Here is a 25,392-nt window from a genome sequence, read left to right on the forward strand (position 1 = left end):
CTCTCGCACTCAGGCCTTGGCCGAACCGGCCCCGGCGGCGTACCGCTCGTAACCCTCGGCCTCGAGCTTGTCGGCAAGCTCCGGGCCGCCCTGCTCGACGATCCGACCGGCGACGAAGACGTGCACGTGGTCCGGCTTGATGTAGCGCAGGATCCGCGTGTAGTGGGTGATCAGCAGCACGCCGGTGTCGCCGGTGTCGCGGACCCGGTTGACGCCCTCGCTGACCACGCGCAGCGCGTCCACGTCGAGACCCGAGTCGGTCTCGTCGAGGATGGCGATCTTCGGCTTGAGCAGCTCCAGCTGGACGATCTCGTGCCGCTTCTTCTCACCGCCGGAGAAGCCCTCGTTGACGTTGCGCTGGGCGAACGCCGGATCCATCTGCAGGCGCTCCATCGCGCCGCGCAGCTCGCCGCCCCAGGTGCGCAGCTTCGGCGCCTCGCCGTCGATGGCGGTCTTCGCGGTGCGCAGGAAGTTCGCCACCGAGACGCCGGGGACCTCGACCGGGTACTGCATGGCCAGGAAGAGGCCGGCGCGAGCGCGCTCGTCGACGGTCATGGCGAGGACGTCCTCGCCGTCGAGGGTCACCGAGCCGCCGGTGATCTCGTACTTGGGGTGGCCGGCGATCGAGTACGCCAGGGTGGACTTGCCGGAGCCGTTGGGGCCCATGATGGCGTGGGTCTCACCGGACTTCACAGTCAGGTTGACGCCGGCCAGGATCGGCTTGAGCTCACCCTCGGGCAGCTTGACCGACACCTTCAGGTCGCGGATCTCCAGGGTGCTCATTATCGGGTCACTCCATTACTCGGCGTCAGGCTCAGGTAGATGTCGCCGTCGCGGACTTCGACGGGGTAGACGGGTACGGGTTCGGTGGCGGGCAGGCCGGTCGGCGCGCCGGTGCGCAGGTCGAAGCGCGAGCCGTGCAGCCAGCACTCCAGCGTGCAGCCGTCGACCTCACCCTCGGAGAGGGCGACGGCGGCGTGCGAGCACTCGTCGTACGCGGCGTAGAACTCGCCGTCCTCACCGTGCACCAGGGCGATCGGGGTGCCGTCGACGTCCGCTCTGATGGCGGTGCCCTTCGGCACGTCCTCGGTGGAGCAGATCCGGATCATCAGGCGCCGGCCTTGCTGAGCCGGGCCTCGATCGCGTCGCCCAGGCGCTCGCGCAGCGACTCCACCGGGATCTTGTTGATCACCTCGGCGAAGAAGCCACGGACCACCAGGCGACGGGCCTCACCCTCCGGGATACCCCGGGCCATCAGGTAGAACAACTGCTCGTCGTCGAAGCGGCCGGTCGCGCTGGCATGGCCAGCGCCGGCGATCTCGCCGGTCTCGATCTCCAGATTGGGTACGGAGTCCGCGCGCGCGCCATCGGTGAGCAGCAGGTTCCGGTTGATCTCGTACGTGTCGGTGCCGGTCGCCTCGGCCTGGATCAGCACGTCGCCGACCCAGACGGTGTGCGCGTCCGCGCCCTGCAGCGCGCCCCGGTAGCCGACGTAGCTGCGGCAGTCCGGCACGTTGTGGTCGACGAGCTGCCGGTGCTCCAGGTGCTGGCCGCCGTCGGCGAAGTAGACGCCGTACAGCTCGGCCTCGCCGCCCCGACCGGTGTACTCCACCGAGGTGAACTGCCGGACCAGGTCCCCGCCCAGGGACACCTGGATGTGGATGACCTTGGCGTCCCGACCCAGCCTGACCTTCAGGTGCTGGGCCTGGACCGCGTCGTCGGCCCAGTCGGCGACGGTGACCAGGGTCAGCTTCGCGCCGTCGGCCACGACCACCTCGACGTTGTCGGCCAAGGTGGCCGATCCGACGTGCTCCAGCACCAGGGTCGCCTCGGCGAAGCGGCCGATCTCGACGAACGTGTGCCCGAACGCCGGGTGCCCCGCGCCCGTGCCGACCACCCGCAGGCCCACCGACTGGCCGAGCACCACGTCCGGGGCCACCCGCACCAACAGGGCCTCGGCGGCAGCGCCGTACGCCAGCGCGCTGACCCGGTCCACCGGAGTGAGCACGCTGCCGATCCGCTCGTCGTCGCGGCCGATCCGGCTGATGGCCACGCCCTCGGGCAGGTCGCCGTACTCGTGCCGGACCGTGCCGGTCTCGGCCGGCACGTCGCCCGAGAGGCCGCGGAGGCGCTTGAGCGGGGTGAAGCGCCAGTCCTCCTCCAGGCCGGTGAGGGCCGGGAAGTCGGCGACGTCGTACGAGCGCAGCGCCTGCGACTTGGTGCTGGGCGGCGGCGCGGAAGCCTGGGTAGTCATGTCTTCCTTGGTCTGTCTGTTCCGTGACGGCGAGGTTGGGCTTCGTGCGGGCGGGCCGGCGTCGCCGGCCCGCCACGCGGGGAACGGCGGCGTCAGCCGACCGCGCCCTCCATCTGGAGTTCGATGAGCCGGTTCAGCTCCAGGGCGTACTCCATCGGGAGTTCCTTGGCGATCGGCTCGATGAAGCCGCGCACGATCATCGCCATCGCCTCGTCCTCGCTCAGGCCCCGGCTCATCAGGTAGAAGAGCTGGTCGTCGCTGATCTTGGAGACGGTCGCCTCGTGGCCCATCGACACGTCGTCCTCGCGGATGTCGACGTACGGGTACGTGTCGGAGCGGGAGATGGTGTCGACCAGCAGCGCGTCGCACTTGACCGTGCTGCGGCTGTGGTGCGAGCCCTCCAGCACCTGCACCAGACCCCGGTACGAGGTGCGGCCGCCGCCCCGGGCGATCGACTTGGAGATGATGCTCGAGGAGGTGTGCGGAGCCGCGTGCACCATCTTGGCGCCGGCGTCCTGGTGCTGACCCTCGCCGGCCATCGCCACCGAGAGCACCTCGCCCTTGGCGTGCTCGCCGGTCATGTAGACCGCCGGGTACTTCATGGTCACCTTGGAGCCGATGTTGCCGTCGACCCACTCCATGGTCGCGCCCTCGTGGCAGACGGCGCGCTTGGTGACCAGGTTGTAGACGTTGTTCGACCAGTTCTGGATGGTCGTGTAGCGGCAGCGCGCGTTCTTCTTGACGATGATCTCCACTACCGCGCTGTGCAGCGAGTCGGAGGAGTAGAGCGGCGCGGTGCAGCCCTCGACGTAGTGCACGTACGCGCCCTCGTCGACGATGATCAGCGTCCGCTCGAACTGGCCCATGTTCTCCGTGTTGATCCGGAAGTAGGCCTGCAGCGGGATCTCCACGTGCACGCCCTTCGGCACGTAGATGAACGAGCCACCGGACCACACGGAGGTGTTCAGCGCGGCGAACTTGTTGTCGCCGACCGGGATCACCGTGCCGAAGTACTCCTTGAAGACGTCCTCGTGCTCCCGCAGCGCGGTGTCGGTGTCCAGGAAGATGACGCCCTGCTCCTCAAGGTCCTCACGGATCTTGTGGTAGACGACCTCCGACTCGTACTGCGCCGCGACACCCGCGACCAGCCGCTGCTTCTCGGCCTCCGGGATGCCCAGCCGGTCGTACGTGTTCTTGATGTCCTCGGGCAGGTCCTCCCAGCTGGTGGCCTGCTTCTCGGTGGACCGCACGAAGTACTTGATGTTGTCGAAGTCGATGCCGGTGAGGTCCGCGCCCCAGGCCGGCATCGGCTTGCGGCCGAACAGCCGCAGGCCCTTCAGGCGCAGGTCGAGCATCCAGGCCGGCTCGTTCTTCTTGGCCGAGATGTCCCGCACCACCGCCTCGTTGATGCCGCGCTGGGCAACCGCCCCGGCGGCGTCCGGGTCGGACCAGCCGTACTCGTAGCGACCCAGGGCGGCGAGCTGCTCTTCCTGGGTCAGGGGCTGGACGATCTGCTCGGTCATCTATCTGTCCTCACAGTGGTGACGGGATTACCGGATGAAGCACGGCCCGGCTGGGTCGGGATGTGCGTGGTGCACACCCCGTCGCCGTGCGCGATGGTGGCCAGGCGCTGCACGTGGGTGCCGACCAGACGGGAGATCACCGCGGTCTCGGCCTCGCACAGCTGAGGAAACTCGGCGGCCACGTGCGCCACCGGGCAGTGGTGCTGACAGAGCTGGCCGCCGGAGGCGATCGTGGTCGCGTTGGCAGCGTAACCCTCGGCGGTCAGCGCTCCGGCGAGCGCCTCGGCCCGCGCGAGAGGGTCGTCGCCGGCGTCCTCCATGGCGGCGCGACAGCGCGACTCGAGCGCGGAGACCTGCTCGGCCGCGAACGTCTCGACCGCGTCCGCACCACCGTTGCGGGCGATCCAGCGCAGCGCCGCGGTGGCCATGTTGTCGTAGTGGTGTGTGCCACAGCGAACCCGAGCCGCCTCGGTCAGGACGAACACCTTGGCCGGACGACCCCGACCCCGGCTGCCCTGCACCGCCTGCTCGCGGGCGACGACGTCACCGTCGGCGAGCATCGCGTCCAGGTGCCGGCGGATCGCCGCCGGGCTGAGGCCGAGCGCGAGACCGAGCTGCGCGGCGGTCGTCGCGCCCCGCTCCAGGAGCAACTGGGTGACGCGGTCCCGGGTGGAGGTCTCCGTCGCGGAGCCACCCAGTACGGACGGCGAGGCCCCGACGAGGGCGGACGCGGACGCGCCGACGGCCGGGACAGCCGCCGGCTGGTGCCCGGAGAGCGCCGCCGCGTTTTTCACAACGCCAACGTTACGTAATTGCCCGGAGGGTCGCAAACCCGGGCCCCGGTGATCCGAACCACCGAGCCGACGGAGTCGGACGGACCTCGATCACTACAGTGCGTAGGATTTGCGCCGTGAACCGATTCGTCCGTCCGGTATCCAGCGTCCTGCTGCGCCGCCTCGCGCTCGCCTCGATCATCGCGAACGTGGCCATCGTCGTCACCGGCGGGGCGGTCCGGCTGACCGCATCGGGCCTCGGCTGCCCCACCTGGCCCCGGTGCACCGACGACTCGTACGTCACCACACCCGAGATGGGCGTGTACGGCGTGATCGAGTTCAGCAACCGGATGCTGACCTTCGCGGTCGGTCTCATCGCGCTGGCCACCGTGCTGGCAGTGCTGATCCACCGGCCCCGCCGGCCCGGGCTCCTCGCGCTGTCCGTCGCCGTGTTCCTGGGCATCCCCGCCCAGGCGGTGATCGGCGGCATCACGGTGCTCACCAACCTCAACCCGTGGGTGGTGGGGCTGCACTTCCTCTCCTCGATGGCGGTGATCGCCGCCGCGTACGCCCTCTGGCGGCGGATCGGCGACCCGGACGGCCCGACGGTCGCCGCGGTGCCCACTCCCCTGCGCGCGCTCGCCCGGATCACCACCGGCGTCACCGTCGCGGTACTGGTGATCGGCACCTGGGTCACCGGCAGCGGCCCACACGCCGGCGACCACGGCGCGGCCCGCAACGGCCTGGACCCGGAGGCCATCTCCCAGGTCCACGCCGACGGGGTATTCCTGTTGATCGGCCTGTCGGTGGCGCTCATCTTCGCGTTCCGCGCGGCGGAGGCGCGGCGGGCCACCCGGGCCGCCGTCGTCCTGGTCGCGGTGGAGTTGGGTCAGGGACTCATCGGCTTCGTGCAGTACTTCACCCACGTGCCGGCGCTCCTGGTCGGCGCGCACATGCTGGGCTCGTGCCTGGTGCTACTGGCCGCCCTGTCCGTCCAGTGGTCCACCCGCGAACGCCACCCGGTCCCCCCGGCACCCCAGCCCACCCCAGCGCCAGAAGCCCAACCCGTCCCCGCCTGACCCCCGCGCCCCGGCCCACCCCCGCGCCCCGCCCCGCGCGCCTCGCCGGGCCCCGCGCCAAGCACGCCCCGCCCTACACGCGTCGATCTTGCACTTACGAACGCCGAAGTGCCCATATTCGCGCGATAGGTCGGGACAGAAAGTGCAAGATCGGCGCGATGGGCGAGACGTGCGGGGCGCAGCCCTTGCGTCCTGCGCCCGCCGGTGTCCCCTCTCGGGTGCACGCCTGCGCCTCGCGCGCTGTCGTGCGTCCGCGCCTGCGCGCCGCCCCGCCTGCGCTATCGCGTCTGCACGCCTGCCCAAGATTTACGCAAGTTCAGGGTTGTTGCTGCCTCCGGGACGCGGGAGGCAGCAACATCCCCGAAGTTGCGCGGATCTTGACGAGGGGCGAGAGGGGCGAGGACCGAGAGGTGGGAGGGGCGAAGGGCGATAGGTGCGCGGGTGCGCGGGTGCGCGGGTGCGCGGGTGCGCGGGTGCGCGGGTGCGCGGGTGCGCGGGTGCGCGGGTGCGCGGGTGCGCGGGTGCGCGGGTGCGCGGGTGCGCGGGTGCGCGGGTGCGCGGGTGCGCGGGTGCGCGAGGACTGGCGGGCGTCGCGACAGAGCCGGCGCGGCGGCGGGGCACCCCGCAGGGCTCATGGTCACGCTCGAACCAGGATGTAGTGGCATCGACGTGTCCGCGATACCACTACATCCTGGATGCAGCGCGACCTTGCGGGCGCCGCCGCCGTCGAGGCGGTGCTGGGCCAGCCGCCAACGTCGAGGCAGCGCCGCATCGGCGCCCCGCCCGGCATCCGCGCACCTCCAGGGCGGTCACCGCCTCGCCACGCCACGACACGGCACGACACGACACGGCACGGCACCCACGCCACGGCACGGCACCCACGCCAGGGCACGGCACGGCACGCCACGGCACGCCACGACGCGGCACGGCACGCCACGACGCGGCACGCCACGGCACGGCACGGCACGGCACGCCACGGCACGGCACGGCACGCCACGGCAGGGCGCGACACGGCACGGCGCGACACGCCACGCCACGGAGCTCGTAGGGGGCACGCCGGGACACCGCCCTACCTCGACGTGGTCAGGCCGGGTGGGTCAGGTGGGTGGCGATCGCGGTGGCCAGGCGGTCGGGGGCGTTCTCGGCGTACCCGAGGAAGAGCGACGGCTCGGTCAGCTCCAACTCGACCAGGACCGGGTCGCCGGCCGGGCCGGAGATCAGATCCACGCGGGCGTAGAGCAACTGCCGGGTGCCGCCGGGGACCGCCGCTAGGGTCCGGTCCGCGACGGCCAACTGCTCGACCGCGGCGGTGCGGGCGGTGATCTCCTCGGCCTTGTACAGCTCGTCCGGACCGAGGTCGGGGCCGGTCAACATGGCGCCCTTGCGGATGGCGTGGCTGAACGCGAGACCGTCCGGGCCGGCCAGGAAGAGCAGCGCGGTCTCGCCCTCGGTGTCGACGGCGCTCAGGTACGGCTGGACCATCGTCGTCCGGCCGGCGGCCGAGAGGCGACGTACGTGCGCGTCGGCGAGGGCCCGGTGCTCCGGGTCGGCCAGGTCGTAACGGCCGGTGTCCTGGCTACCGGAGCTGACCGCCGGTTTGATCACGTACTCGCCGGTGTCGGCGGGCGGCGACCAGCTCGCGCCCGGCTCGACCCAGGCGGTCGGCACGGTGGGTACGCCGGCGGCGCTCAGCTCGCCGAGGTAGCGCTTGTCGGTGTTCCACCGCACCACGTCGGCGGGGTTGACCAGGGTGGGCACCGTGGCGGCCCAGGCGACGAACTCGTCGCGGCGCAGCGCGTAGTCCCACGGCGAGCGGAGCACGACAAGGTCGTACGCGGACCAGTCGACGTCCGGGTCGTCCCAGACCGCCGCTTCGGCGATGATCCCCCGCGCGGCGAGCGGGTCGAGGACGAGGCGGTCGTCGGGGTCAAGGTCGACCAGGCGGGAGCAGGTAACGAGAGCGACCCGGGGTTCCCCCCGGGTCGACTGGTGGTGGTTGGTCAATCCAGCTAGCTATCTCAGCGGGCCATCGTGCGCCGGGCCATCGACCGCCAGAGGTCGTTGCTCGGTCGCATCTGGTCCATCAGTTCACGCTCCCAGGCGTTCTCGACGGTGACTCCCGCCTTGGCGCACGCCTCCCGGGCCGTGACGGTGTCCTCGGCGAACTGGTCGCCCCACTCACCGTCGGCGCCCACGAGGACGATCCGCGCGCCGCGCTTACCGACGTACTCGATGACGGCCTTCGCGCCGCCGTGCCCGGCGGCGAACGACTTGAGACCCGCGACCAGACCCTGCGGGGCCTGCTCGCCGGAGCTCTGCTCGGCCGTCAGCGTCGTATCGGAACCATCTGCCATGACGCGAAGCCTAAGCAGAGTTCCACTCGCGCGGGCGAGAACCATGAAGCTTTTGTGATGCCAATTACCTAGAGGTTTAAGGAACAGCAGGGACACTTTGTCCGCTTAAATCAGGACTTTCCCGCCTCAACTTCCGGAGCAAACCAGGCTGCAACTCCCGCAGGTTGAGCCGATCCGGCTCATGCCGAAAGTTACTCTGATGTGACGTTAAAGCGGGACAACTCATCCATGACGATGACTGTTCGCAGGATTGTTGGCGAAACGCGGGCCGCGCGCCGGGCGGCGTCAGATCAGCGCGTCGAGCGCGACGGCCACGAACACGATCGTCAGGTACGTCGTGGACCAGTGGAACAGCCGCATCGGCTTGACCGCTTCGCCGCGCGTCGCCCGCCGGCAGAGCTTGTGCGCCTCAAGGATGAAGATGGCGCCCACCACCAGGGTCGGCACGCCGTAGATCGCGCTGAGCCCCAGCGGCCAGACCGCCAGGGAGGTGAGCACCGTGAGCCAGGCGAAGATCAGAATCTCGGCGTTCACCCGACGGGTCGAGGCCACCACGGGCAGCATCGGGATGCCGGCGCGGGCGTAGTCGTCCTTGTACTTCATGGCGAGCGGGTAGAAGTGCGGCATCTGCCAGAAGAAGACCACCGCGAACAGCGCCCAGGCCGCCGGAGCGAGCCCACCGGTGACCGCCGCCCAGCCGATGAGCACCGGCGCCGCGCCGCAGGCCCCACCCCAGAACGTGTTCGTCGGGGTGGAGCGCTTGAGCCACATGGTGTAGACGACGTCGTAGTAGACGATCGCGGCGAGCGTCAGCCCCGCGGCGAGCAGATTGGTGAACGCCGCCATCAGGACGATCGAGACCGCCGCCAGCACCAGACCGAAGACCAGCGCGTTACGGGGCGACACGGTGTGCGCCGGCAGCGGACGCCGCTTGGTGCGCCGCATCAACTGGTCGATGTCGCGGTCGATGTAGCAGTTGAGGACGCTGGCCGCCCCGGCCGCGAGCGAGCCACCGACGAGCACGACAGCCATCAGCCACAGCGACGGCAGGCCGCCCTCGGCGAGCATCATCGCCGGGACGGTGGTGACCAACAGCAGTTCGACGATGCGCGGCTTGGTCAGCGCCACGTACGACGACACGATCGCGCGCACGTCCCGCCGCGCCACCGGACCCTCGGCCGCCCGTGCCGGGGGCTGCCCGGCGGGGTTGCTCGCGGGGCGCTCGGTGATCATGCTCACGGATTGCCACCTTCCGGCATCGGCACGGGGAGATCGGATCGGCGGGGCCCCGCTCGGGCACCGCACACCGACCCACACACTACGCGTCGTCGTTTTGGCTGCCCGGCCGACCCGACAACGGTGCGGGCCGTCACACCACCGGGTTGAACGACCTGGGCCGCCGTCACGTACCGCACACCATGCGAGATCCCCGGGCGGACGTTTAGTCACGCTCGATAGGGTCACCAGTGAGGGTTCCGCCCATCTGCCGAGGAGCACAACCATCGTGGCTGCCAACCGACCCGAGCACTCCGCACTCAACTGGTCCGACCTCGATCGCCGGGCCGTCGACACCGTCCGCGTGCTGGCCATGGATGCCGTGGAGAAATCCGGCAACGGCCACCCGGGCACCGCGATGAGCCTCGCGCCCGCGGCCTATCTTCTCTTCAACCGGGTCATGCGGCACAACCCGGCCGACCCGAACTGGCCCGGCCGGGACCGGTTCGTGCTCTCCGCCGGCCACTCCAGCCTGACGCTCTACATCCAGCTCTTCCTCTCCGGCTACCCGCTGAGCCTGGACGACCTGAAGTCGCTGCGCCAGTGGGGCTCGATGACCCCGGGCCACCCGGAGCACGGCCACACGCCGGGCGTCGAGACCACCACCGGCCCGCTCGGGCAGGGTCTGGGCAACGCCGTCGGCATGGCCATGGCGGCCCGCCGCGAGCGGGGCCTATTCGACCCGGAGGCCGAGCCGGGCACGTCGGTCTTCGACCACAACATCTGGTGCATCGCCTCCGACGGCGACATCGAGGAGGGCATCAGCCACGAGGCCAGCGCCCTCGCCGGGCACCAGCAGCTGGGCAGCCTCACGCTGATCTACGACGACAACGAGATCTCGATCGAGGACGACACCCGGATCGCCAAGAGCGAGGACGTGGCGGCCCGCTACGAGGCGTACGGCTGGCACGTGCAGACCGTCGACTGGCGCAGCGGGGACGCCGACCAGGGCGACTACCACGAGAACGTCGAGGCGCTGTACGACGCGCTGGTGGCCGCCAAGGCGGAGACCACCCGCCCCTCGTTCATCGCGCTGCGCACCATCATCGGTTGGCCCGCGCCCAACAAGCAGAACACCGGCAAGATCCACGGCTCCGCGCTCGGCGCCGACGAGGTCAAGGCCACCAAGCGCATCCTCGGCTTCGACCCGGAGCAGACCTTCCAGGTCGACGAGGAGGTGCTGGGTCACGCCCGCACGGTGATGGGTCGCGGCTCGGACGCCGAGCAGGCGTGGACCGCGTCGTTCGACGCCTGGAAGAAGGCCAACCCCGAGCGCACCGCGCTCTACGAGCGGCTCGCCGGCCGGGTGCTGCCCGACGGCTGGACCGACGCGCTGCCGGTCTTCCCCGCCGACGCCAAGGGTGTGGCCACCCGGGCCGCGTCCGGCAAGGTGCTGGAGGCGCTCGCGCCGGTGCTGCCGGAGCTGTGGGGCGGCTCGGCCGACCTGGCCGAGAGCAACAACACCACCATGAAGGGCGAGCCGTCGTTCATCCCGGCCTCGCACGCCACCAAGGACTTCCCGGGCCACGAGTACGGCCGCACGCTGCACTTCGGCATCCGTGAGCACGCCATGGGCGCGATCCTGAACGGCATCGCCCTGCACGGCGGCACCCGCCCGTACGGCGGCACGTTCCTGGTGTTCAGCGACTACATGCGCCCCTCGGTGCGGCTGGCCGCGCTGATGAAGCTGCCCGTGACGTACGTCTGGACGCACGACTCGATCGGTCTGGGCGAGGACGGCCCGACCCACCAGCCGGTGGAGCACCTGACCGCGCTGCGCGCCATCCCGGGCCTGGACGTGGTCCGCCCGGCGGACGGCAACGAGACGGTGTGGGCCTGGCGGCAGGCGCTGGAGCACACCGACCGACCGACCGCGCTGGCGCTGAGCCGCCAGGCCCTGCCGACCCTGGACCGGGAGGTTCTGGGCGATGCGTCAGGTGTGGCCAAGGGCGGTTACGTGCTGGCCGAGGCGTCCAACGGCAAGCCCCAGGTGATCATCATCGGCACCGGGTCCGAGGTGCAGCTCGCCCTGACCGCCCGGGAGCGGCTGGAGGCCGACGGCACCCCGACCCGGGTGGTCTCGATGCCCTGCCAGGAGTGGTTCTACGAGCAGGATGAGGCGTACCGGGAGTCGGTGCTCCCGCGTGGGGTAAAGGCACGGGTGAGCGTGGAGGCGGGCATCGCGATGTCCTGGCGCGGGATCGTCGGCGACCTGGGCGAGAGCGTCAGCATCGAGCACTACGGCGCGAGCGCCCCGCACACCGTGCTCTTCGAGCAGTTCGGGTTCACCCCCGACCGGATCGTGGCGGCGGCGCACGCCTCGCTGGCCCGGGTGGGCGACATCACCGGTTTCACCACCGGCAACTGAGGGAGCGTAAACGGCATGACCGACAAGCTGAATGAGCTCACCGCCGCGGGTGTGGCGGTCTGGCTCGACGATCTCTCCCGGGTGCGTCTGAGCTCCGGCGGGCTGGACCAGCTCCGCCGCGAGAAGCACGTGGCCGGGGTCACCACCAACCCGACGATCTTCGCAAAGGCGCTCAGCGACGCCGACGAGTACAACTGGCAGCTTCGCGACCTGGCCACCCGTGGCGTGGACGTCGAAGAGGCCGTCCGGATGCTCACCACGTACGACGTACGGTGGGCGTGCGACGTGATGCGCCCGTCCTACGACGGCAGCGCCGGCGTGGACGGCCGGGTCTCCATCGAGGTGGACCCGCGCAGCGCGCACGACGCCGACAAGACGGTCGCCGAGGCCAAGGCGCTGTGGTGGCTGGTCGACCGGCCCAACCTCTTCATCAAGATCCCGGCCACCGAGGAGGGCCTGTCGGCGATCGCCGACACGCTCGCCGAGGGGATCAGCGTCAACGTGACGCTGATCTTCGGCCTGGACCGCTACTCGGCGGTGATGGAGGCGTTCCTGGCCGGCCTGGAGCGGGCCAAGGCCAACGGTCACGACCTGTCCACCATCGGCTCGGTCGCGTCGTTCTTCGTCTCCCGGGTGGATTCCGAGGTCGACAAGAGGCTCGAGAAGATCGGCTCGGACCAGGCCAAGGCGCTGCGCGGCAAGGCCGCCGTGGCCAACGCGCAGCTCGCGTACGAGCGGTACACCGAGGTCTTCTCCTCGGACCGCTGGAAGGCGCTCGAGGCCGCCGGCGCGCACCCGCAGCGGCCGCTGTGGGCCTCCACCTCGACGAAGAACCCGGACTACCGGGACGTCATCTACGTCGAGGAGCTGATCGCCGCCGGAACGGTCAACACCATGCCGGAGTCGGTCATCCACGCGTACGCCGATCACGGCGAGACCCGCGGCGACACCGTCACCGGGTCCTACGACGCGGCCCGGAAGGTCTTCGCGGACCTGGAGTCGGTCGGGGTGGACATGGCGGACGTGATCGTCACCCTGGAGCGCGAGGGCGTGGAGAAGTTCGAGGCGAGCTGGCAGGAGCTGCTCGACGGCGTCAGCAAGTCGCTGAAGGCCGCGGCGAAGGGCCAGGGTGCGCCGAACAAGGCCGCCGAAGGCAACGCCAAGGCCGCCGAGAAGGCCGGTGGCGCGTGAGCGAGCCGATCAGCACCCAGCGAAGTGGAGTGGCGGCATGAGCGAGCGCAGCGAGCGAATCGGCAAGCCCAGCGTGAAGGCGCCTCATGACGGCACGGAACGAAGTGGAGTGGCGGCATGAGTGATCTTCTTGCCGGGCCGGCGGAGGCCGCCGCCGGGCTCGCCGTCTACGGCGCGGACGCGGTCGACAAGGCCGCGCCCGCCTCGACCCGGGAGGCGCTGGTCAAGGCCGGCGTCCCCGGGCGGCTGGCCGCCAAGGACACGACCCTGTGGGGTTCGGACGCCGAGGCCGAGGCGAAGATCCGGCTCGGTTGGGTGGATACCCACCAGCGCAGCCGGGAGCTGCTGGCGCAGCTCGCCGAGCTGAAGGCGGAGCTGGCCGACCTGGACCACGTCGTGCTCGCCGGCATGGGTGGCTCGTCGCTCGCCCCCGAGGTCATCACGCGGACCCTGGGCCGGCCGTTGACGGTGCTGGACACCACCGACCCGGGCCAGGTCCGGGCGGCCCTCGGTGACCGGCTGGAACGCACCGTGGTGGTGGTCGCCAGCAAGTCCGGCTCGACGGTGGAGACCGACAGCCACCGCCGCGCCTACTGGCAGGCGTTCCTGGACGCCGGGATGACCGAGGCGGAGGCCGGCCGGCACTTCGTCATCGTCACCGACCCGGGCTCGCCGCTGGAGGCGACCGCGACCGAGATGGGCGCGTTCACCGTGCTCGCCGACCCGAACGTGGGCGGCCGGTACTCGGCGCTGACCGCGTTCGGGCTGGTGCCGTCCGCGCTGGCCGGCGTCGACGTGTCGGAGCTGATCGACCAGGCCGACGCGTTGGCCCGGTCGCTCGCCGCCGACAGCGACAACCCGGCGCTGGCGCTGGGCGCCGCGCTGGGCGCCGCCGCCACGCTGGCCCGCGACAAGGTCGCCCTGGTGTCCGACGGCACCGGCATCGACGGTCTGGGCGACTGGGCCGAGCAGCTCATCGCCGAGTCGACCGGCAAGGCCGGCGTGGGCATCCTGCCGGTGGTCGTGGAGTCACCGCAGAGCCCCGGCGCGACCGGCCCCGACGTGCTGACCGTCAGCTACGGCGGCGCGCTGGCCGCCGGTGACGTGCCCGGCGGCGGCGCCGACCCGGACGTGGCCGTCAACGGCCCGCTCGGCGCGCAGTTCCTGGCCTGGGAGTACGCCACCGCGGTGGCCGGCGTGGTGCTCGGCATCGACCCGTTCAACCAGCCGAACGTCACCGAGTCCAAGGAGAACACCAACAAGATCCTGGCCTCGGGGCTGCCGACGGAGGAGCCGTCGTTCACCGAGGGCGCGATCGAGGTGTACGCGCCGCAGGGCGCCCCGGGTGACCTGGCCGGGGTGCTGCGGTGGCTGCTCGACGGGCTGGGCGACGACGGTTACCTCGCGGTGATGGCGTACCTCGACCGGTTCGCCGACGCCGACACGGCCGGGTTGCGGCCGTTGCTGGCCGGCGCGTCCGGCCGGCCGGTCACCTTCGGCTGGGGGCCGCGGTTCCTGCACTCCACCGGCCAGTACCACAAGGGCGGCCCGCAGGTGGGCAGCTACCTGCAGGTGACCGGCGCGGTCGCGGAGGACCTGGACGTGCCGGGCAAGCCGTACACCTTCGGCGAGTTGCAGGCGGCGCAGGCCGCCGGCGACCGGCAGGCCCTCGCCGGCCGGGACCGGCCGGTGCTGCGACTGCACCTGACCGACCGGGCCGCCGGGGTCGCCCAACTGCTCGACGCGGCCGGTCAGCTGCGCACGTGAGGATGGACGACGTGACCCAAGGCGTGAACCCGCTACGCGACCCGCAGGACCGCCGGTTGCCCCGGATCCCCGAGCCGTGCGCTCTGGTGATCTTCGGGGTGACCGGCGACCTGGCCCGCAAGAAGTTGCTGCCGGCGGTCTACGACCTGGCGAACCGGGGGCTGCTGCCGCCCGGTTTCGTGGTGCTCGGCTTCGCGCGCCGCGACTGGGGCGACGGTGACTTCGAGACCCTGGCCTGCGAGGCGGCCAAGAAGCACGCCCGTACGCCGTGGCGGGACGAGGTCTGGGCGCGGCTGGCCGGCAACATCAAGTTCGTGGGCGGCTCGTTCGACGACGACGCCGCCTTCGACCAGCTCGCCTCGACCTTGGACGACCTGCGCCAGACCCACGGCATCGCCGGTAACGCGGCGTTCTACTTCTCCATCCCCCCGGCCGCCTTCCCCGTCGTGCTCAAGCAGTTGGCCCGCACCGGGATGGCCGACAACGACAAGTCCGGCGGTTGGCGGCGGGTCGTGGTGGAGAAGCCGTTCGGCAACGACCTGCCGTCGGCGAAGGCGCTCAACGACCTGGTCGACGACGTGTTCACCCGGCAGGACGTCTTCCGGATCGACCACTACCTGGGCAAGGAGACCGTCCAGAACATCCTGGCCCTGCGGTTCGCCAACAACCTGTTCGAGCCGCTGTGGAACTCCAAGTACGTCGACTCGGTGCAGATCACCATGGCCGAGGACGTCGGCATCGGCACCCGGGCCGGCTTCTACGACACCGTCGGCACCGCCCGCGACGTGCTGCAGAACCACCTCCTGCAACTTCTCGCCCTGGTGGCGATGGAGGAGCCGACCAGCTTCGACGCCGACGAGATCCGGGCCGAGAAGCTGAAGGTGCTCAAGGCGATCACCCTGCCGAAGGACGTGGCCCGGGACACCGTCCGGGGCCAGTACCTGCCCGGCTGGGTGGGCGGCGAGCGCGCGGTCGGCTACCGGGAGGAGCGGGACGTGCCCGCCGACTCCACCACGGAGACGTACGTGGCGGTGCGCCTCGGCATCCAGAACCGGCGCTGGGCCGAGGTACCGTTCTACATCCGGGCCGGCAAGCGACTCCCCCGGCGGGTCACCGAGGTCGCCATCATGTTCAAGAAGGCGCCGCACCTGCCGTTCAACGACGCCGACATGGAGTCGCTGGGCAACAACCAGTTGGTCATCCGGGTGCAGCCGGACGAGGGCGTGGTGCTCAAGTTCGGCTCGAAGGTACCGGGCACCACCATGGAGGTCCGCGACATCGCCATGGACTTCCAGTACGGCGAGGCGTTCACCGAGTCCAGCCCGGAGGCGTACGAGCGGCTCGTCCTGGACGTGCTGATCGGGGACCGCACGCTGTTCCCGGACGCCGCCGAGGTCGAGCAGAGCTGGCAGGTCATCGACCCGCTGGAGCACGCCTGGGTGGGCACCACCCCGGAGCCGTACCGGGCCGGCGAGTGGGGTCCACGGGCGGCTGACGAGATGCTGGCCCGTGAGGGCCGCGCTTGGAGAAGAGCATGATCGGGCTGTGGGACACCACCGGCAACGAGGTGGTCAAGGCGCTGGCCGCCGAGCGGCGTAGCGCCGGTGGTGTGGCCAGCGGCATGGCGCTCACCCTCATCGTGGTGGTGGACGAGAAGCGCGTGCGCGAGGCGGAGGCGGCGGCGACCATCGCCGCCGCCGCCCACCCGTGCCGGCTGGTGGTCGTGGTCCGCTCAGACATCGAGCGGGACCGGAACCGGCTGGACGCGGAGATCGTGGTCGGCGGTCGTCTCGGCCCGTGCGAGGCCGTGGTCACTCGGATGTACGGGCGGCTCGCCCTGCACGCCGAGTCGGTGGTCATGCCGCTGCTGGTGCCGGACGTACCGGTGGTGACCTGGTGGCACGGTGAGCCGCCCGCGGAGATCGCCACCGACTTCCTCGGTGTGGTCGCGGACCGGCGGATCACCGACTCCGCGCAGGCCGCCGACCCGGTGGAGGCGCTGCGCCAGCGGGCCCGGGACTACGCCCCGGGCGACACCGACCTGGCGTGGACCCGGATCACCCCGTGGCGGACCCTGGTCGCCGGGGCGTTCGACACCACCAGCGAGCAGGTCACCGAGGCGACCGTCGTCGCGCCACCCAGCGACCCGACGGCGGCCCTGATGGTCGGTTGGCTGTCCAGCCGGCTCGGCATCACCCCGCGCCGGGTGGACACCGACGAGTTCCCCCGCATGCGCGAGGTGCAGTTGACCTGCGCCAACGGCGACAAGCTGACGCTGACCCGCGAGGACAGCCTGGCGGTGTTCCGGCGGACCGGTCAGGAGGATCGGGCGCTGCCGCTGGTCCGTCGGCCGCTCGGCGACGAGCTGGCCGAGGAGCTGCGCCGCCTCGACGCCGACCAGGTGTACGCGGAGGCGTTGGGCGCGACCGCCGGCCTGCGCGGTCTGGAGCAGCGCCCGCCGCAGCGGGTGCACGTCTGGAAGGATCCGGCCACGGCCCAGCGCGCCGAGGCCGGGGTCACCGCGCACACCGGCACGAGCGGCGAGAGCTGAGCAGTACGACACCGGCAGGGCCGGGACGCACCGTCCCGGCCCCGCACCGCCACCTCCGGACGCTCGGCGTCCGGGCACGACGCGACAGCGACCGCCCAGCGGTCCGGAAACGAAGGCACAACCCATGAGCGAGGCGAGTGTCGCCGTCCACGCCGACGCCGATCTGCTGGCGCAGGCCGTGGCGGCCCGACTGCTGGTGAAGGTGCTCGACGCCCAGGCCGACCGGGGCGAGGCCGCGGTGGTCCTCACCGGTGGTCGGGTCGCCGCCGCCGTCTACCGGGCGGTGGCGCAGCTGCCGGCCCGCGACGCGGTCGACTGGTCCCGGGTCGACGTGTGGTGGGGCGACGAGCGGTTCCTGCCGTCCGGTGACCCGGAGCGCAACGAGACCCAGGCGCGGGCCGCCCTGCTGGACTCGGTGCCGCTGGACCCGGCCCGGGTGCACGCCATGCCGGCCTCCGACGGCCCGGCCGGCAACGACCCCGAGGCGGCCGCCGCCGCGTACGCCGAGGAGCTGGCCCGCGCCGCCCGGCCGGGGCACGCCGCGCTGCCGCACTTCGACGTGCTGATGCTCGGTGTGGGCGAGGACGGGCACGTCGCCTCGGTCTTCCCGGAGCACCCGGTGCACCACGACACGCGGCCGGTCAGCGCGGTGCGGGGCAGCCCGAAGCCGCCGCCGGTGCGGACCACCCTCACCCTGGGGGCGATCAACACGGCCGAGGAGGTCTGGCTGGTGGCCGCCGGCGCCGACAAGGCACGCGCGGTGGGCATGGCTCTGGCCGGCGCGGGGCCGGTGCAGCTCCCGGCCGCCGGGGTGCACGGCGTGGACCGTACCCGCTGGTTGCTGGACCGCGCGGCCGCCGCGGACGTGCCGGCCCGCCTGCGCAGCCTGCGCTGAGTGAAAGGAAGGGCCCCTTATTACCGCCTGGCGTTGAATAAGGGGCCCTTCCTTTCACTCGCCGCGTCGGCGGCGCAGCGCGGCGAGGGCCTCGGCCAGCAACGCCTCCCCCTCCTCGGCGGTACGCCGCTCCTTCACGTACGCCAGGTGGCTCTTGTAGGGCTCGGCGCGGACCCGTCCGGGCGGGTTCTCGGCGTCCAGGCCGGCGGGGAGCCCGCAGCGGGGGCAGTCCCACAGCGGCGGCGCCGTGGCGTCGGCCGCGATCCGGATGTCGGTCTGGTGATCGTTGCGGCACCAGTAGGTGACGGCCTGTCGGGGGGCCGGCTGGTGCCGCTCGTCCGGGCGCATGGGCGCGGACCCGACGCGGGCGCCACGGATGACATTGCCACTGGGCACGGCTGCTCGCTCCTGTCGTCGGAGGGGACCCGCCGCCGTCGGGGATGGGCGGCGGGCGACGCGGTGCAGCGGAGAAAATACTGCGCGCGGCCCGTCGAGTGACGGACCGCGCGCAGATTGTACGACTTGGCGGGCTTGCTCAGGTGCCGCTGTTCATCTGGAGACGGAGCCAAAGACCCAGCCCGACGATTGCCGCGAACCAGACGACACCCACCAGAACGGTGTACCGATCCAGGTTCTTCTCGGCCACCGAGGAGCCGGCGAGGCTGGAGCTGACACCGCCGCCGAACATGCTCGACAACCCGCCGCCCTTACCGCGGTGCAGCAGGATGAGCAGGGTGAGCAGAATGCTCGTGATGACCAGCAACACGATCAACGTGTATGCGAACCAGATCGGCATGGCTGGGGGCAGTCCTCTCGTAGCGATCCTCGCCCGGACAGGTCGGGCACTCCGGCACCGGCCGGTGGACGGGCGGTGTCCAGAATAGCGAGCGATCAGCGAGCGATGTGCTCGGGGAAGCGGCAGATCTGCGCGAATTCCTCCGCGTCCAGGCTCGCGCCGCCCACCAGGCCGCCGTCCACGTCCGGCTGGGCCATGATCGAGGCGACGTTTGACGCCTTGACCGAGCCGCCGTAGAGGACCCGGACGGCGTCAGCGGTCTCGGCGTCGAAGCGCTCAGCCAGCCGCTGGCGGACCGCGCCGCAGACCTCCTGGGCGTCCTCCGGCGTGGCCGTCTTGCCGGTGCCGATCGCCCAGACCGGCTCGTACGCGATGACCACCTGGCGTACCTGCTCGGGCGTGAGCCCGGCGAGGCCCCCGTCGAGCTGGTCGGAGCAGTGCGCCACGTGGGTGCCCTGCTCGCGCACGTCCAGCCCCTCCCCCACGCAGAGGATGGGGGTCAGGCCGTGCGTGAGCGCCGCCTTCACCTTCGCGTTGACGACCGAGTCGTCCTCGTGGTGGTAGGCCCGCCGCTCGGAGTGCCCGACCACCACGTACGTGCAGCCGAGCTTGGCCAGCAGCGGCCCGGAGATGTCACCGGTGTACGCGCCGGAGGCGTGCGGGGACAGGTCCTGCCCGCCGTAGCCGATCAGCAGCTTGTCGCCGTCCACCGCCGTCTGCACGGTGCGCAGGTCGGTGAAGGGCGGCAGCACCACCGTCTCGACCTCGGTGAGCTGCTTCTCGGTGAGGCTCGCGGCCAACTTCTGCACGAGCAGGTTGGCCTCGAGGTGGTTGAGGTTCATCTTCCAGTTGCCGGCCATCAACGGCCGGCGGGTCGTGCTCGCCATGCTCAGTTCTCCAGGGCCGCGATGCCGGGGAGGGTCTTGCCCTCCAGGTACTCCAGGGAGGCGCCGCCACCGGTGGAGATGTGACCGAAGCTCGACTCGTCCAGGCCCAACGCCCGCACGGCCGCCGCGCTGTCACCGCCGCCGACGACGCTGAACGCGTCGGCCTTGGTGATCGCCTCGGCGACACCCCGGGTGCCGGCCGCGAAGGCGGCCATCTCGAACACGCCCATCGGCCCGTTCCAGAAGATCGTCTTCGCCTGGGACAGGGCGGCGGCGAAGCCGGCCACCGTCTCCGGGCCGATGTCCAGGCCGAGCCGGTGGCTCGGGATGCCGTCGACGCGGACCGTGTCGTGCGCGGCGTCCGGCGCGAACGCGTCCGCGACCACCACGTCGACCGGGAGCAGGATCTTGCCGTCGGCCCGCTCCAGCAGGTTGCGGCAGGTCTCGACCATGTCCTTCTCCAGCAGCGAGGTGCCCACCTCCAGGCCCTGGGCCTTGAGGAAGGTGAAGCACATCCCGCCGCCGATGAGCAGCCGGTCGACCGTCGGCAGCAGCGCCTCGATCACGGCCAGCTTGTCGGAGACCTTGGACCCGCCGAGCACCACCACGTACGGCCGCTCGGGCTCGCTGGTCAGCTTGGAGAGCACCTCGACCTCGCGCAGCACCAGCCGGCCGGCCACGTGCGGCAGCCGCGCCGGCACGTCGTACACGCTGGCGTGCTTGCGGTGCACGGCGCCGAACGCGTCGTCGACGTACGCGTCGCCGAACGCGGCGAGCTGGTCGGCGAACGCGCCCCGGTCGGCCTCGTCCTTGCTGGTCTCACCGGCGTTGAAGCGCAGGTTCTCCAGCAGGGCGACCTGGCCGTCGGCCAGGTCGGCGACGGTCGAGCGGGCGGAGTCACCGACGGTGTCGGTGGCGAAGTGCACCGGCGCGCCGAGCAGCTCACCGAGCCGGTCGGCGACCGGGCTCAGGCTGAACTGCGGGTCGGGCGCGCCCTTCGGGCGGCCCAGGTGCGAGCAGACGACCACCTTCGCGCCGGCCTCGACCAGCGCGCCCAGGGTCGGCAGCACGGCGCGGATGCGGCCGTCGTCGGTGATGGCACCGGACTGCTTGTCGAGCGGGACGTTCAGGTCGGCGCGCACCAGCACGCGCCGACCCGACACCCCCTCGGCGAGCAGGTCGTCGAGGGTCCGGATGCTCACAGCGAGGTACCGACCAGCTTGACGAGGTCGACGAGGCGGTTCGAGTAGCCCCACTCGTTGTCGTACCAGCCGACGACCTTGACCTGGTTGCCGATGACCTTGGTCAGCGGCGCGTCGAAGATGCACGACGCCGGGTCGGTGACGATGTCGGAGGAGACGATCGGGTCCTCGTTGTAGACCAGGATGCCCTTGAGCGGGCCCTCCGCGGCGGCCTTCAGCGCGGCGTTGACCTCGTCCACGGTGGTCTCCCGGCCGACCTCGACGGTCAGGTCGGTGGCCGAGCCGGTCGGGATCGGCACCCGCAGCGCGTACCCGTCGAGCTTGCCCTTCAGCTCCGGCAGCACCAGGCCGATGGCCTTCGCGGCGCCGGTGGAGGTCGGGACGATGTTCAGCGCGGCGGCGCGCGCCCGGCGCAGGTCCTTGTGCGGCGCGTCCTGCAGGTTCTGGTCCTGGGTGTACGCGTGGATCGTCGTCATCAGACCCTTGGTGATGCCGAACGTGTCCTGCAGGACCTTCGCCATCGGGGCGAGGCAGTTCGTCGTGCACGAGGCGTTGGAGATGATGGTGTGCTTCGCCGGGTCGTAGGTGTCGTGGTTGACACCCATGACCACGGTGACGTCCTCGTTCTTCGCCGGGGCGGAGATGATGACCTTCTTGGCGCCGCCGTCGATGTGCGCCTTGGCCTTGGTGCCGTCGGTGAAGAAGCCCGTCGACTCGATGACGACGTCCGCGCCGACCTCGCCCCACGCCAGCGCCGCCGGGTCCTTCTCGGCGAACGCCTTGATGGTCTTGCCACCGACGGTGATCTCGTCGGCGGTGGCCTTCACCTCGTACGGCAGGCGACCCAGGATGCTGTCGTACTTGAGCAGGTGGGCGAGCGTGCCGTTGTCGGTCAGGTCGTTGACCGCCACGACCTCGATGTCGGCGTCGGACGCCAGCACTGCCCGGAAGAAGTTACGGCCGATTCGGCCAAAGCCGTTGATGCCAACCCGGATGGTCACAGGTCCCATCTCCTCGCGTTCTGGTCCGCCGGCTTGACTCAACGGGCCGGCGGGAATGGTGTGCGCCGACCGTTGGAGCCGGCCGTCGACGGTTCATCTCGGCCACCCCGCCGCGCGGTCTGAGGACCTGACCGCCCGAGGCGGTGGGCACGACGAGAGGTGCCGATGTCGGCCCCCTTGCCGTACTCAGCGACCCTATCCGAGCGTGCGGGAGCACGCCGCGCCGGGGCGTGCTCCCGGCGCACCGTACGGGCCCACCGTCCTATCAGACCACGAGCATGTCGGGCGTGACGGCTGCTTCCGTATCCGGGATGCCGAGGTCCCGGGCCCGCTTGTCGGCCAGCGCCAGCAGGCGGCGGATCCGCCCGGCGATGGCGTCCTTGGTCAGCGGCGGGTCGGCCAGCGCCCCCAGCTCCTCCAGCGACGCCTGCCGGTGCTCCAGGCGCAGCCTCCCCGCGTCGGTGAGGTGGTTGGGGGCCTCGTCGGCCAGGATCTCCAGGGCGCGGGTGACCCGGGCGGCGGCGGCCACCGCGGCGCGCGCCGAGCGGCGCAGGTTCGCGTCGTCGAAGTTCGCGAGCCGGTTGGCGGTGGCCCGCACCTCCCGGCGTACCCGACGTTCCTCCCAGGCCAGCACGCTGGAGTGCGCGCCGATGCGGGTGAGCAGCGCGGCGATCGCGTCGCCGTCCTTGACGACGACCCGGTCCACCCCGCGTACCTCACGGTTCTTGGCCGTGATGCCGATCCGGCGGGCCGCGCCGACCAGCGCGAGCGCCGACTCCGGCCCCGGGCAGGTGATCTCCAACGCGCTGGAGCGGCCGGGCTCGGTGAGCGAGCCGTGCGCCATGAACGCGCCCCGCCACGCCGAGACCGCGCAGCAGACGTTCGCCGCCACCACGTGCGGGGGCAGCCCCCGCACCGGCCGGCCGCGCACGTCCAGCAGGCCGGTCTGCCGCGCGAGCGCCTCGCCGTCCTTGACCACCCGGACGATGAAGTGGCTGCCCTTGCGCAGCCCGCCGGAGGCGAGCACGTGGATCTCGCTCGGGTAGCCGTAGACCTCGGCGATCTCCCGGCGCAGCCGACGCGCCACCGCGCCGGTGTCCAGCTCCGCCTCCACCACCACCCGGCCGGAGACGATGTGCAGCCCTCCGGCGAAGCGCAGCAGCGCGGCCATCTCCGCCCGCCGACAGCAGGGCTTGGGCACGTCGACCCGACTCAGCTCGTCCTTGACCGCAGCCGTCATCGCCATTGTGCGTCCCCTCACGGACCTGTTCCGGCGTGTCGCCGGTGATTACGTACGTGTCTAACGATCGGCGCCCAGGACAGGCACCAGCGCGGCGCCCAGGGCAGCCGGATCATGGCGGGGAGTGCCGTCGGTGACGGCGACGGGGGCTAGGACCAGGCGGGCACCCAGCGATTCTGCCGCACGTTCGACCGGTTCCGGGTCACCCACCGCCTTGGCGTCCGCCAGCACGAGATCAACCTTCAGCTCCGGCAGGTACCAGTGCAGCGCCGCCAGATGATCGGCGACCGAGAGGCCGAGGGTCTCCTTCTCCGCGGCCAGGTTCAGCGTGACCAGGCGTCGGGCCGAGCTGGACACGATCGCGTCGGCCAACTGCGGCACCAGCAGGTGCGGCAGCACGCTCGTGTACCAGCTACCCGGCCCGAAGATCAACCAGTCCGCCGCGCCGATCGCGGCCAGGGCCTCGGCGCAGGCCGCCGGGGCGGCCGGCGTCAGGCGCAGCGACTCGACCCGCCCGGTCGTGACCGCCACCTGGTGCTGACCGCGCACGGTCCGCACCTCGTCCGGGGCGTCCGGGTCGACCCCGCGCACCCGCGCCTCGATGTCGACCGGCTGGCGCGACATCGGCAGCACCCGCCCGACCGCGCCGAGCATCGCCCCGGCGTGCTCCAGCGCCGCCACCGGGTCGCCGAGCAGCTCCATGAGGCCGCTGAGCACCAGGTTGCCCACTGCGTGCCCGGCCAGGCCGTCCGCGCGGGCCCCGTCACCCGCCGCCGGGTCCGCGTCTGTCGGCTTTCGGGCAACCGGGTCCGCGTCCGTCCGCAGCGCGTCGCCGGCTGCCGGGGTCGCGTGCGCTCGGGCAACCGGGTCCGCGCCCACGCCGGGCGCGTCGCGCGCCGCCGGGGCCGCGTCGGTCCCGGCATGCTGGGGTACGCGGACAGCCTGCGCCGCCGCGAAGCGGTGCTGGAAGAGCCCGGCGCTGCGTCGGGTGGCCGGATGGTCGCCGGCCAGCGCGACCAGGGCCTGCCGCAGGTCACCCGGGGGCAGGCCACCCCGTTCGGCGCGCAGCCGGCCACTGGAACCGCCGTCGTCGCCGACCGTCACCACGGCGGTGATGTCCAGGTCGAGTTCGGGGGCGCAGTGCCGCAGCGCGCGCAGCGACGCCGACAGGCCGTGCCCGCCGCCGAACGCCACCACCCGGCGCGTCGTCATTCCCGCCCCAGGTCGCGGTGCTGGGCGTTCGCCGCCAGCCCCGACTGACGCAGCCGGCCGGCCAGCTCCTCGGCGATGGCCACGCTGCGGTGCTTGCCGCCGGTGCAGCCCACGGCCACGGTCAGGTACCGCTTGCCCTCCCGCTCGAACCCCGTGGTGGTGGCGTTGACCAGGTCGGCGTACGAGGCGACGAAGGCGTCCGCGCCCTCCTGCCCCAGCACGTACGCGCTGACCGCCTCCTCCCGGCCGGTGTGCTCGCGCAGCTCCGGCACCCAGTACGGGTTGGGCAGGAACCGGGCGTCCAGCACGAAGTCGGCGTCCGGCGGCAGGCCGTACTTGAAGCCGAACGAGAGCACGGTCACCCGCAGCCGACGGGCGTCCTCGCCGCCGAACAGCTCCTCGATGCGCCGGCGGAGCTGGTTGACGTTCAGGTGGCTGGTGTCGATGATCACGTCGGCCTGGTCGCGGGCCTCCTCCAGCAGCCCGCGCTCGACGGCGATACCGTCGGCGAGCCGCCCGTCACCCTGCAACGGGTGCGAGCGCCGGACACTCTCGAACCGACGGATCAGCACCTCGTCGTCGGCGTCGACGAACACCACCCGGGGCGAGAAGCCGCGCTCCTTCAGCTCCCGGATAGCCCCCGCCAGGTCGGTGGAGAAGGCGCGCGAGCGCACGTCCAGGACCATCGCCGTACGCCGGGCGGCGCCGCCGGCCTTGAACGCCAGCTCGGCCATGTCGAGCATGAGCGCCTGCGGCAGGTTGTCCACGACGTAGTAGCCGACGTTCTCCAACGCGCGGGCGACGGTGCTGCGACCGCCACCGGACAGCCCGGTGACCACCACCAGGGTGGTCTCCGACTCGGCCGTCGGCTGCCCGTCACCGACAGTGTGCGCCTCGCTCACCCGTACCCCCAAGACGTGGCGCCGCGGCCGCCATCGGCCGCGATTGGTCAATCAGCGACTCTATCCCGCCGGTCGGGGTGGGCACGGGCACGCCCGCCGCCGCGCGCCGCGGGCGAGCCGAT

23 protein-coding genes are annotated in these 25,392 nt (G+C 71.7%); 7 read left to right on the plus strand and 16 right to left on the minus strand.

The window, feature by feature from the left end; genetic code table 11:
- Window positions 1-9 precede the first annotated feature (9 nt).
- The 5 genes from sufC to ACQP03_RS24325 all read right to left on the minus strand — a co-directional run bounded on the left by sufC (window position 10) and on the right by ACQP03_RS24325 (window position 4,475).
- Window positions 10-783, minus strand: a complete 774-nt coding sequence (gene sufC, locus ACQP03_RS24305; protein WP_357134310.1) for a Fe-S cluster assembly ATPase SufC — start codon at window positions 781-783, stop codon at window positions 10-12.
- On the minus strand, window positions 783-1,109 hold the full coding sequence (locus ACQP03_RS24310; RefSeq protein ID WP_357134308.1) for a non-heme iron oxygenase ferredoxin subunit: 327 nt from the start codon (window positions 1,107-1,109) through the stop codon (window positions 783-785). The genes sufC and ACQP03_RS24310 overlap by 1 nt, the downstream gene beginning before the upstream one ends.
- Window positions 1,109-2,254, minus strand: coding sequence for a Fe-S cluster assembly protein SufD (gene sufD / locus ACQP03_RS24315; RefSeq protein WP_433458615.1), 1,146 nt, complete (start codon window positions 2,252-2,254; stop codon window positions 1,109-1,111). The genes ACQP03_RS24310 and sufD overlap by 1 nt, the downstream gene beginning before the upstream one ends.
- 92 nt (window positions 2,255-2,346) lie before the next feature.
- Window positions 2,347-3,777, minus strand: coding sequence for a Fe-S cluster assembly protein SufB (gene sufB, locus ACQP03_RS24320; protein WP_357134304.1), 1,431 nt, complete (start codon window positions 3,775-3,777; stop codon window positions 2,347-2,349).
- Complete coding sequence (locus ACQP03_RS24325) at window positions 3,774-4,475, minus strand: helix-turn-helix transcriptional regulator (RefSeq protein WP_396833395.1); 702 nt, start codon at window positions 4,473-4,475, stop codon at window positions 3,774-3,776. The genes sufB and ACQP03_RS24325 overlap by 4 nt, the downstream gene beginning before the upstream one ends.
- Window positions 4,476-4,687: 212 nt before the next feature.
- Here ACQP03_RS24325 and ACQP03_RS24330 point away from each other — a divergent pair, with 212 nt between their 5' ends.
- Window positions 4,688-5,629, plus strand: a complete 942-nt coding sequence (locus ACQP03_RS24330; protein WP_396833387.1) for a heme A synthase — start codon at window positions 4,688-4,690, stop codon at window positions 5,627-5,629.
- 1,083 nt (window positions 5,630-6,712) lie between these two features.
- On the opposite strand, the gene ACQP03_RS24335 is transcribed toward ACQP03_RS24330, so the two are convergent.
- From ACQP03_RS24335 to ACQP03_RS24345, 3 genes are all read right to left on the minus strand, one after another.
- Window positions 6,713-7,633, minus strand: coding sequence for an ATP-grasp domain-containing protein (locus ACQP03_RS24335; protein WP_357134298.1), 921 nt, complete (start codon window positions 7,631-7,633; stop codon window positions 6,713-6,715).
- Window positions 7,634-7,647: 14 nt separating this feature from the next.
- Entirely contained in the window at window positions 7,648-7,983 is a 336-nt protein-coding gene (locus ACQP03_RS24340) for a hypothetical protein (RefSeq protein ID WP_357134296.1), read from the minus strand.
- Between the two features lie 285 nt (window positions 7,984-8,268).
- A complete protein-coding gene (locus tag ACQP03_RS24345; protein ID WP_357134294.1) occupies window positions 8,269-9,222 on the minus strand; it encodes a heme o synthase in 954 nt (317 codons plus the stop codon).
- A 265-nt stretch (window positions 9,223-9,487) separates the two neighbouring features.
- On the opposite strand from ACQP03_RS24345, the gene tkt reads away from it, so the two are divergent.
- The 6 genes from tkt to pgl all read left to right on the plus strand — a co-directional run bounded on the left by tkt (window position 9,488) and on the right by pgl (window position 18,030).
- The gene (gene tkt, locus ACQP03_RS24350; RefSeq protein WP_357134292.1) at window positions 9,488-11,626 is read left to right on the plus strand and encodes a transketolase; all 2,139 of its coding nucleotides are present in this window, start codon (window positions 9,488-9,490) and stop codon (window positions 11,624-11,626) included.
- Between the two features lie 15 nt (window positions 11,627-11,641).
- Window positions 11,642-12,817: a transaldolase gene (tal, locus tag ACQP03_RS24355; protein WP_357134290.1), complete on the plus strand. Its 1,176-nt coding sequence runs from the start codon at window positions 11,642-11,644 to the stop codon at window positions 12,815-12,817.
- Window positions 12,818-12,934: 117 nt separating this feature from the next.
- Window positions 12,935-14,584 (plus strand): glucose-6-phosphate isomerase, encoded by a 1,650-nt coding sequence (locus ACQP03_RS24360; RefSeq protein ID WP_357134288.1) that lies wholly within the window; start codon window positions 12,935-12,937, stop codon window positions 14,582-14,584.
- Between the two features lie 23 nt (window positions 14,585-14,607).
- Window positions 14,608-16,122, plus strand: coding sequence for a glucose-6-phosphate dehydrogenase (gene zwf, locus ACQP03_RS24365; protein WP_357134368.1), 1,515 nt, complete (start codon window positions 14,608-14,610; stop codon window positions 16,120-16,122).
- Window positions 16,119-17,135 (plus strand): glucose-6-phosphate dehydrogenase assembly protein OpcA, encoded by a 1,017-nt coding sequence (locus ACQP03_RS24370; protein ID WP_357134286.1) that lies wholly within the window; start codon window positions 16,119-16,121, stop codon window positions 17,133-17,135. The genes zwf and ACQP03_RS24370 overlap by 4 nt, the downstream gene beginning before the upstream one ends.
- Window positions 17,136-17,259: 124 nt before the next feature.
- A complete protein-coding gene (pgl, locus tag ACQP03_RS24375) occupies window positions 17,260-18,030 on the plus strand; it encodes a 6-phosphogluconolactonase (RefSeq protein ID WP_357134284.1) in 771 nt (256 codons plus the stop codon).
- Window positions 18,031-18,084: 54 nt separating this feature from the next.
- Here the strand turns inward: pgl and ACQP03_RS24380 are convergent, their stop codons facing one another.
- The 8 genes from ACQP03_RS24380 to rapZ all read right to left on the minus strand — a co-directional run bounded on the left by ACQP03_RS24380 (window position 18,085) and on the right by rapZ (window position 25,270).
- The gene (locus ACQP03_RS24380; RefSeq protein WP_357134282.1) at window positions 18,085-18,426 is read right to left on the minus strand and encodes an RNA polymerase-binding protein RbpA; all 342 of its coding nucleotides are present in this window, start codon (window positions 18,424-18,426) and stop codon (window positions 18,085-18,087) included.
- A 139-nt stretch (window positions 18,427-18,565) separates the two neighbouring features.
- On the minus strand, window positions 18,566-18,826 hold the full coding sequence (secG, locus tag ACQP03_RS24385) for a preprotein translocase subunit SecG (protein WP_357134280.1): 261 nt from the start codon (window positions 18,824-18,826) through the stop codon (window positions 18,566-18,568).
- Window positions 18,827-18,921: 95 nt separating this feature from the next.
- A complete protein-coding gene (gene tpiA / locus ACQP03_RS24390; RefSeq protein ID WP_357134278.1) occupies window positions 18,922-19,713 on the minus strand; it encodes a triose-phosphate isomerase in 792 nt (263 codons plus the stop codon).
- Window positions 19,714-19,715: 2 nt separating this feature from the next.
- On the minus strand, window positions 19,716-20,915 hold the full coding sequence (locus ACQP03_RS24395) for a phosphoglycerate kinase (RefSeq protein WP_357170848.1): 1,200 nt from the start codon (window positions 20,913-20,915) through the stop codon (window positions 19,716-19,718).
- Window positions 20,912-21,916, minus strand: a complete 1,005-nt coding sequence (gap, locus tag ACQP03_RS24400; RefSeq protein WP_357170846.1) for a type I glyceraldehyde-3-phosphate dehydrogenase — start codon at window positions 21,914-21,916, stop codon at window positions 20,912-20,914. Before gap ends, ACQP03_RS24395 begins: the two co-directional genes overlap by 4 nt.
- Window positions 21,917-22,181: 265 nt before the next feature.
- Window positions 22,182-23,162, minus strand: a complete 981-nt coding sequence (gene whiA, locus ACQP03_RS24405) for a DNA-binding protein WhiA (protein WP_030337350.1) — start codon at window positions 23,160-23,162, stop codon at window positions 22,182-22,184.
- 54 nt (window positions 23,163-23,216) lie between these two features.
- Window positions 23,217-24,368 carry a gluconeogenesis factor YvcK family protein gene (locus ACQP03_RS24410; protein WP_357134272.1) on the minus strand — a complete coding sequence of 384 codons (1,152 nt, stop codon included), beginning with the start codon at window positions 24,366-24,368 and terminating at the stop codon, window positions 23,217-23,219.
- Window positions 24,365-25,270 (minus strand): RNase adapter RapZ, encoded by a 906-nt coding sequence (gene rapZ / locus ACQP03_RS24415; RefSeq protein WP_357170844.1) that lies wholly within the window; start codon window positions 25,268-25,270, stop codon window positions 24,365-24,367. Before rapZ ends, ACQP03_RS24410 begins: the two co-directional genes overlap by 4 nt.
- Window positions 25,271-25,392: the final 122 nt, after the last annotated feature.

It is taken from the genome of Micromonospora sp. CA-248212, assembly GCF_050948405.1.
GTDB lineage: Bacteria > Actinomycetota > Actinomycetes > Mycobacteriales > Micromonosporaceae > Micromonospora.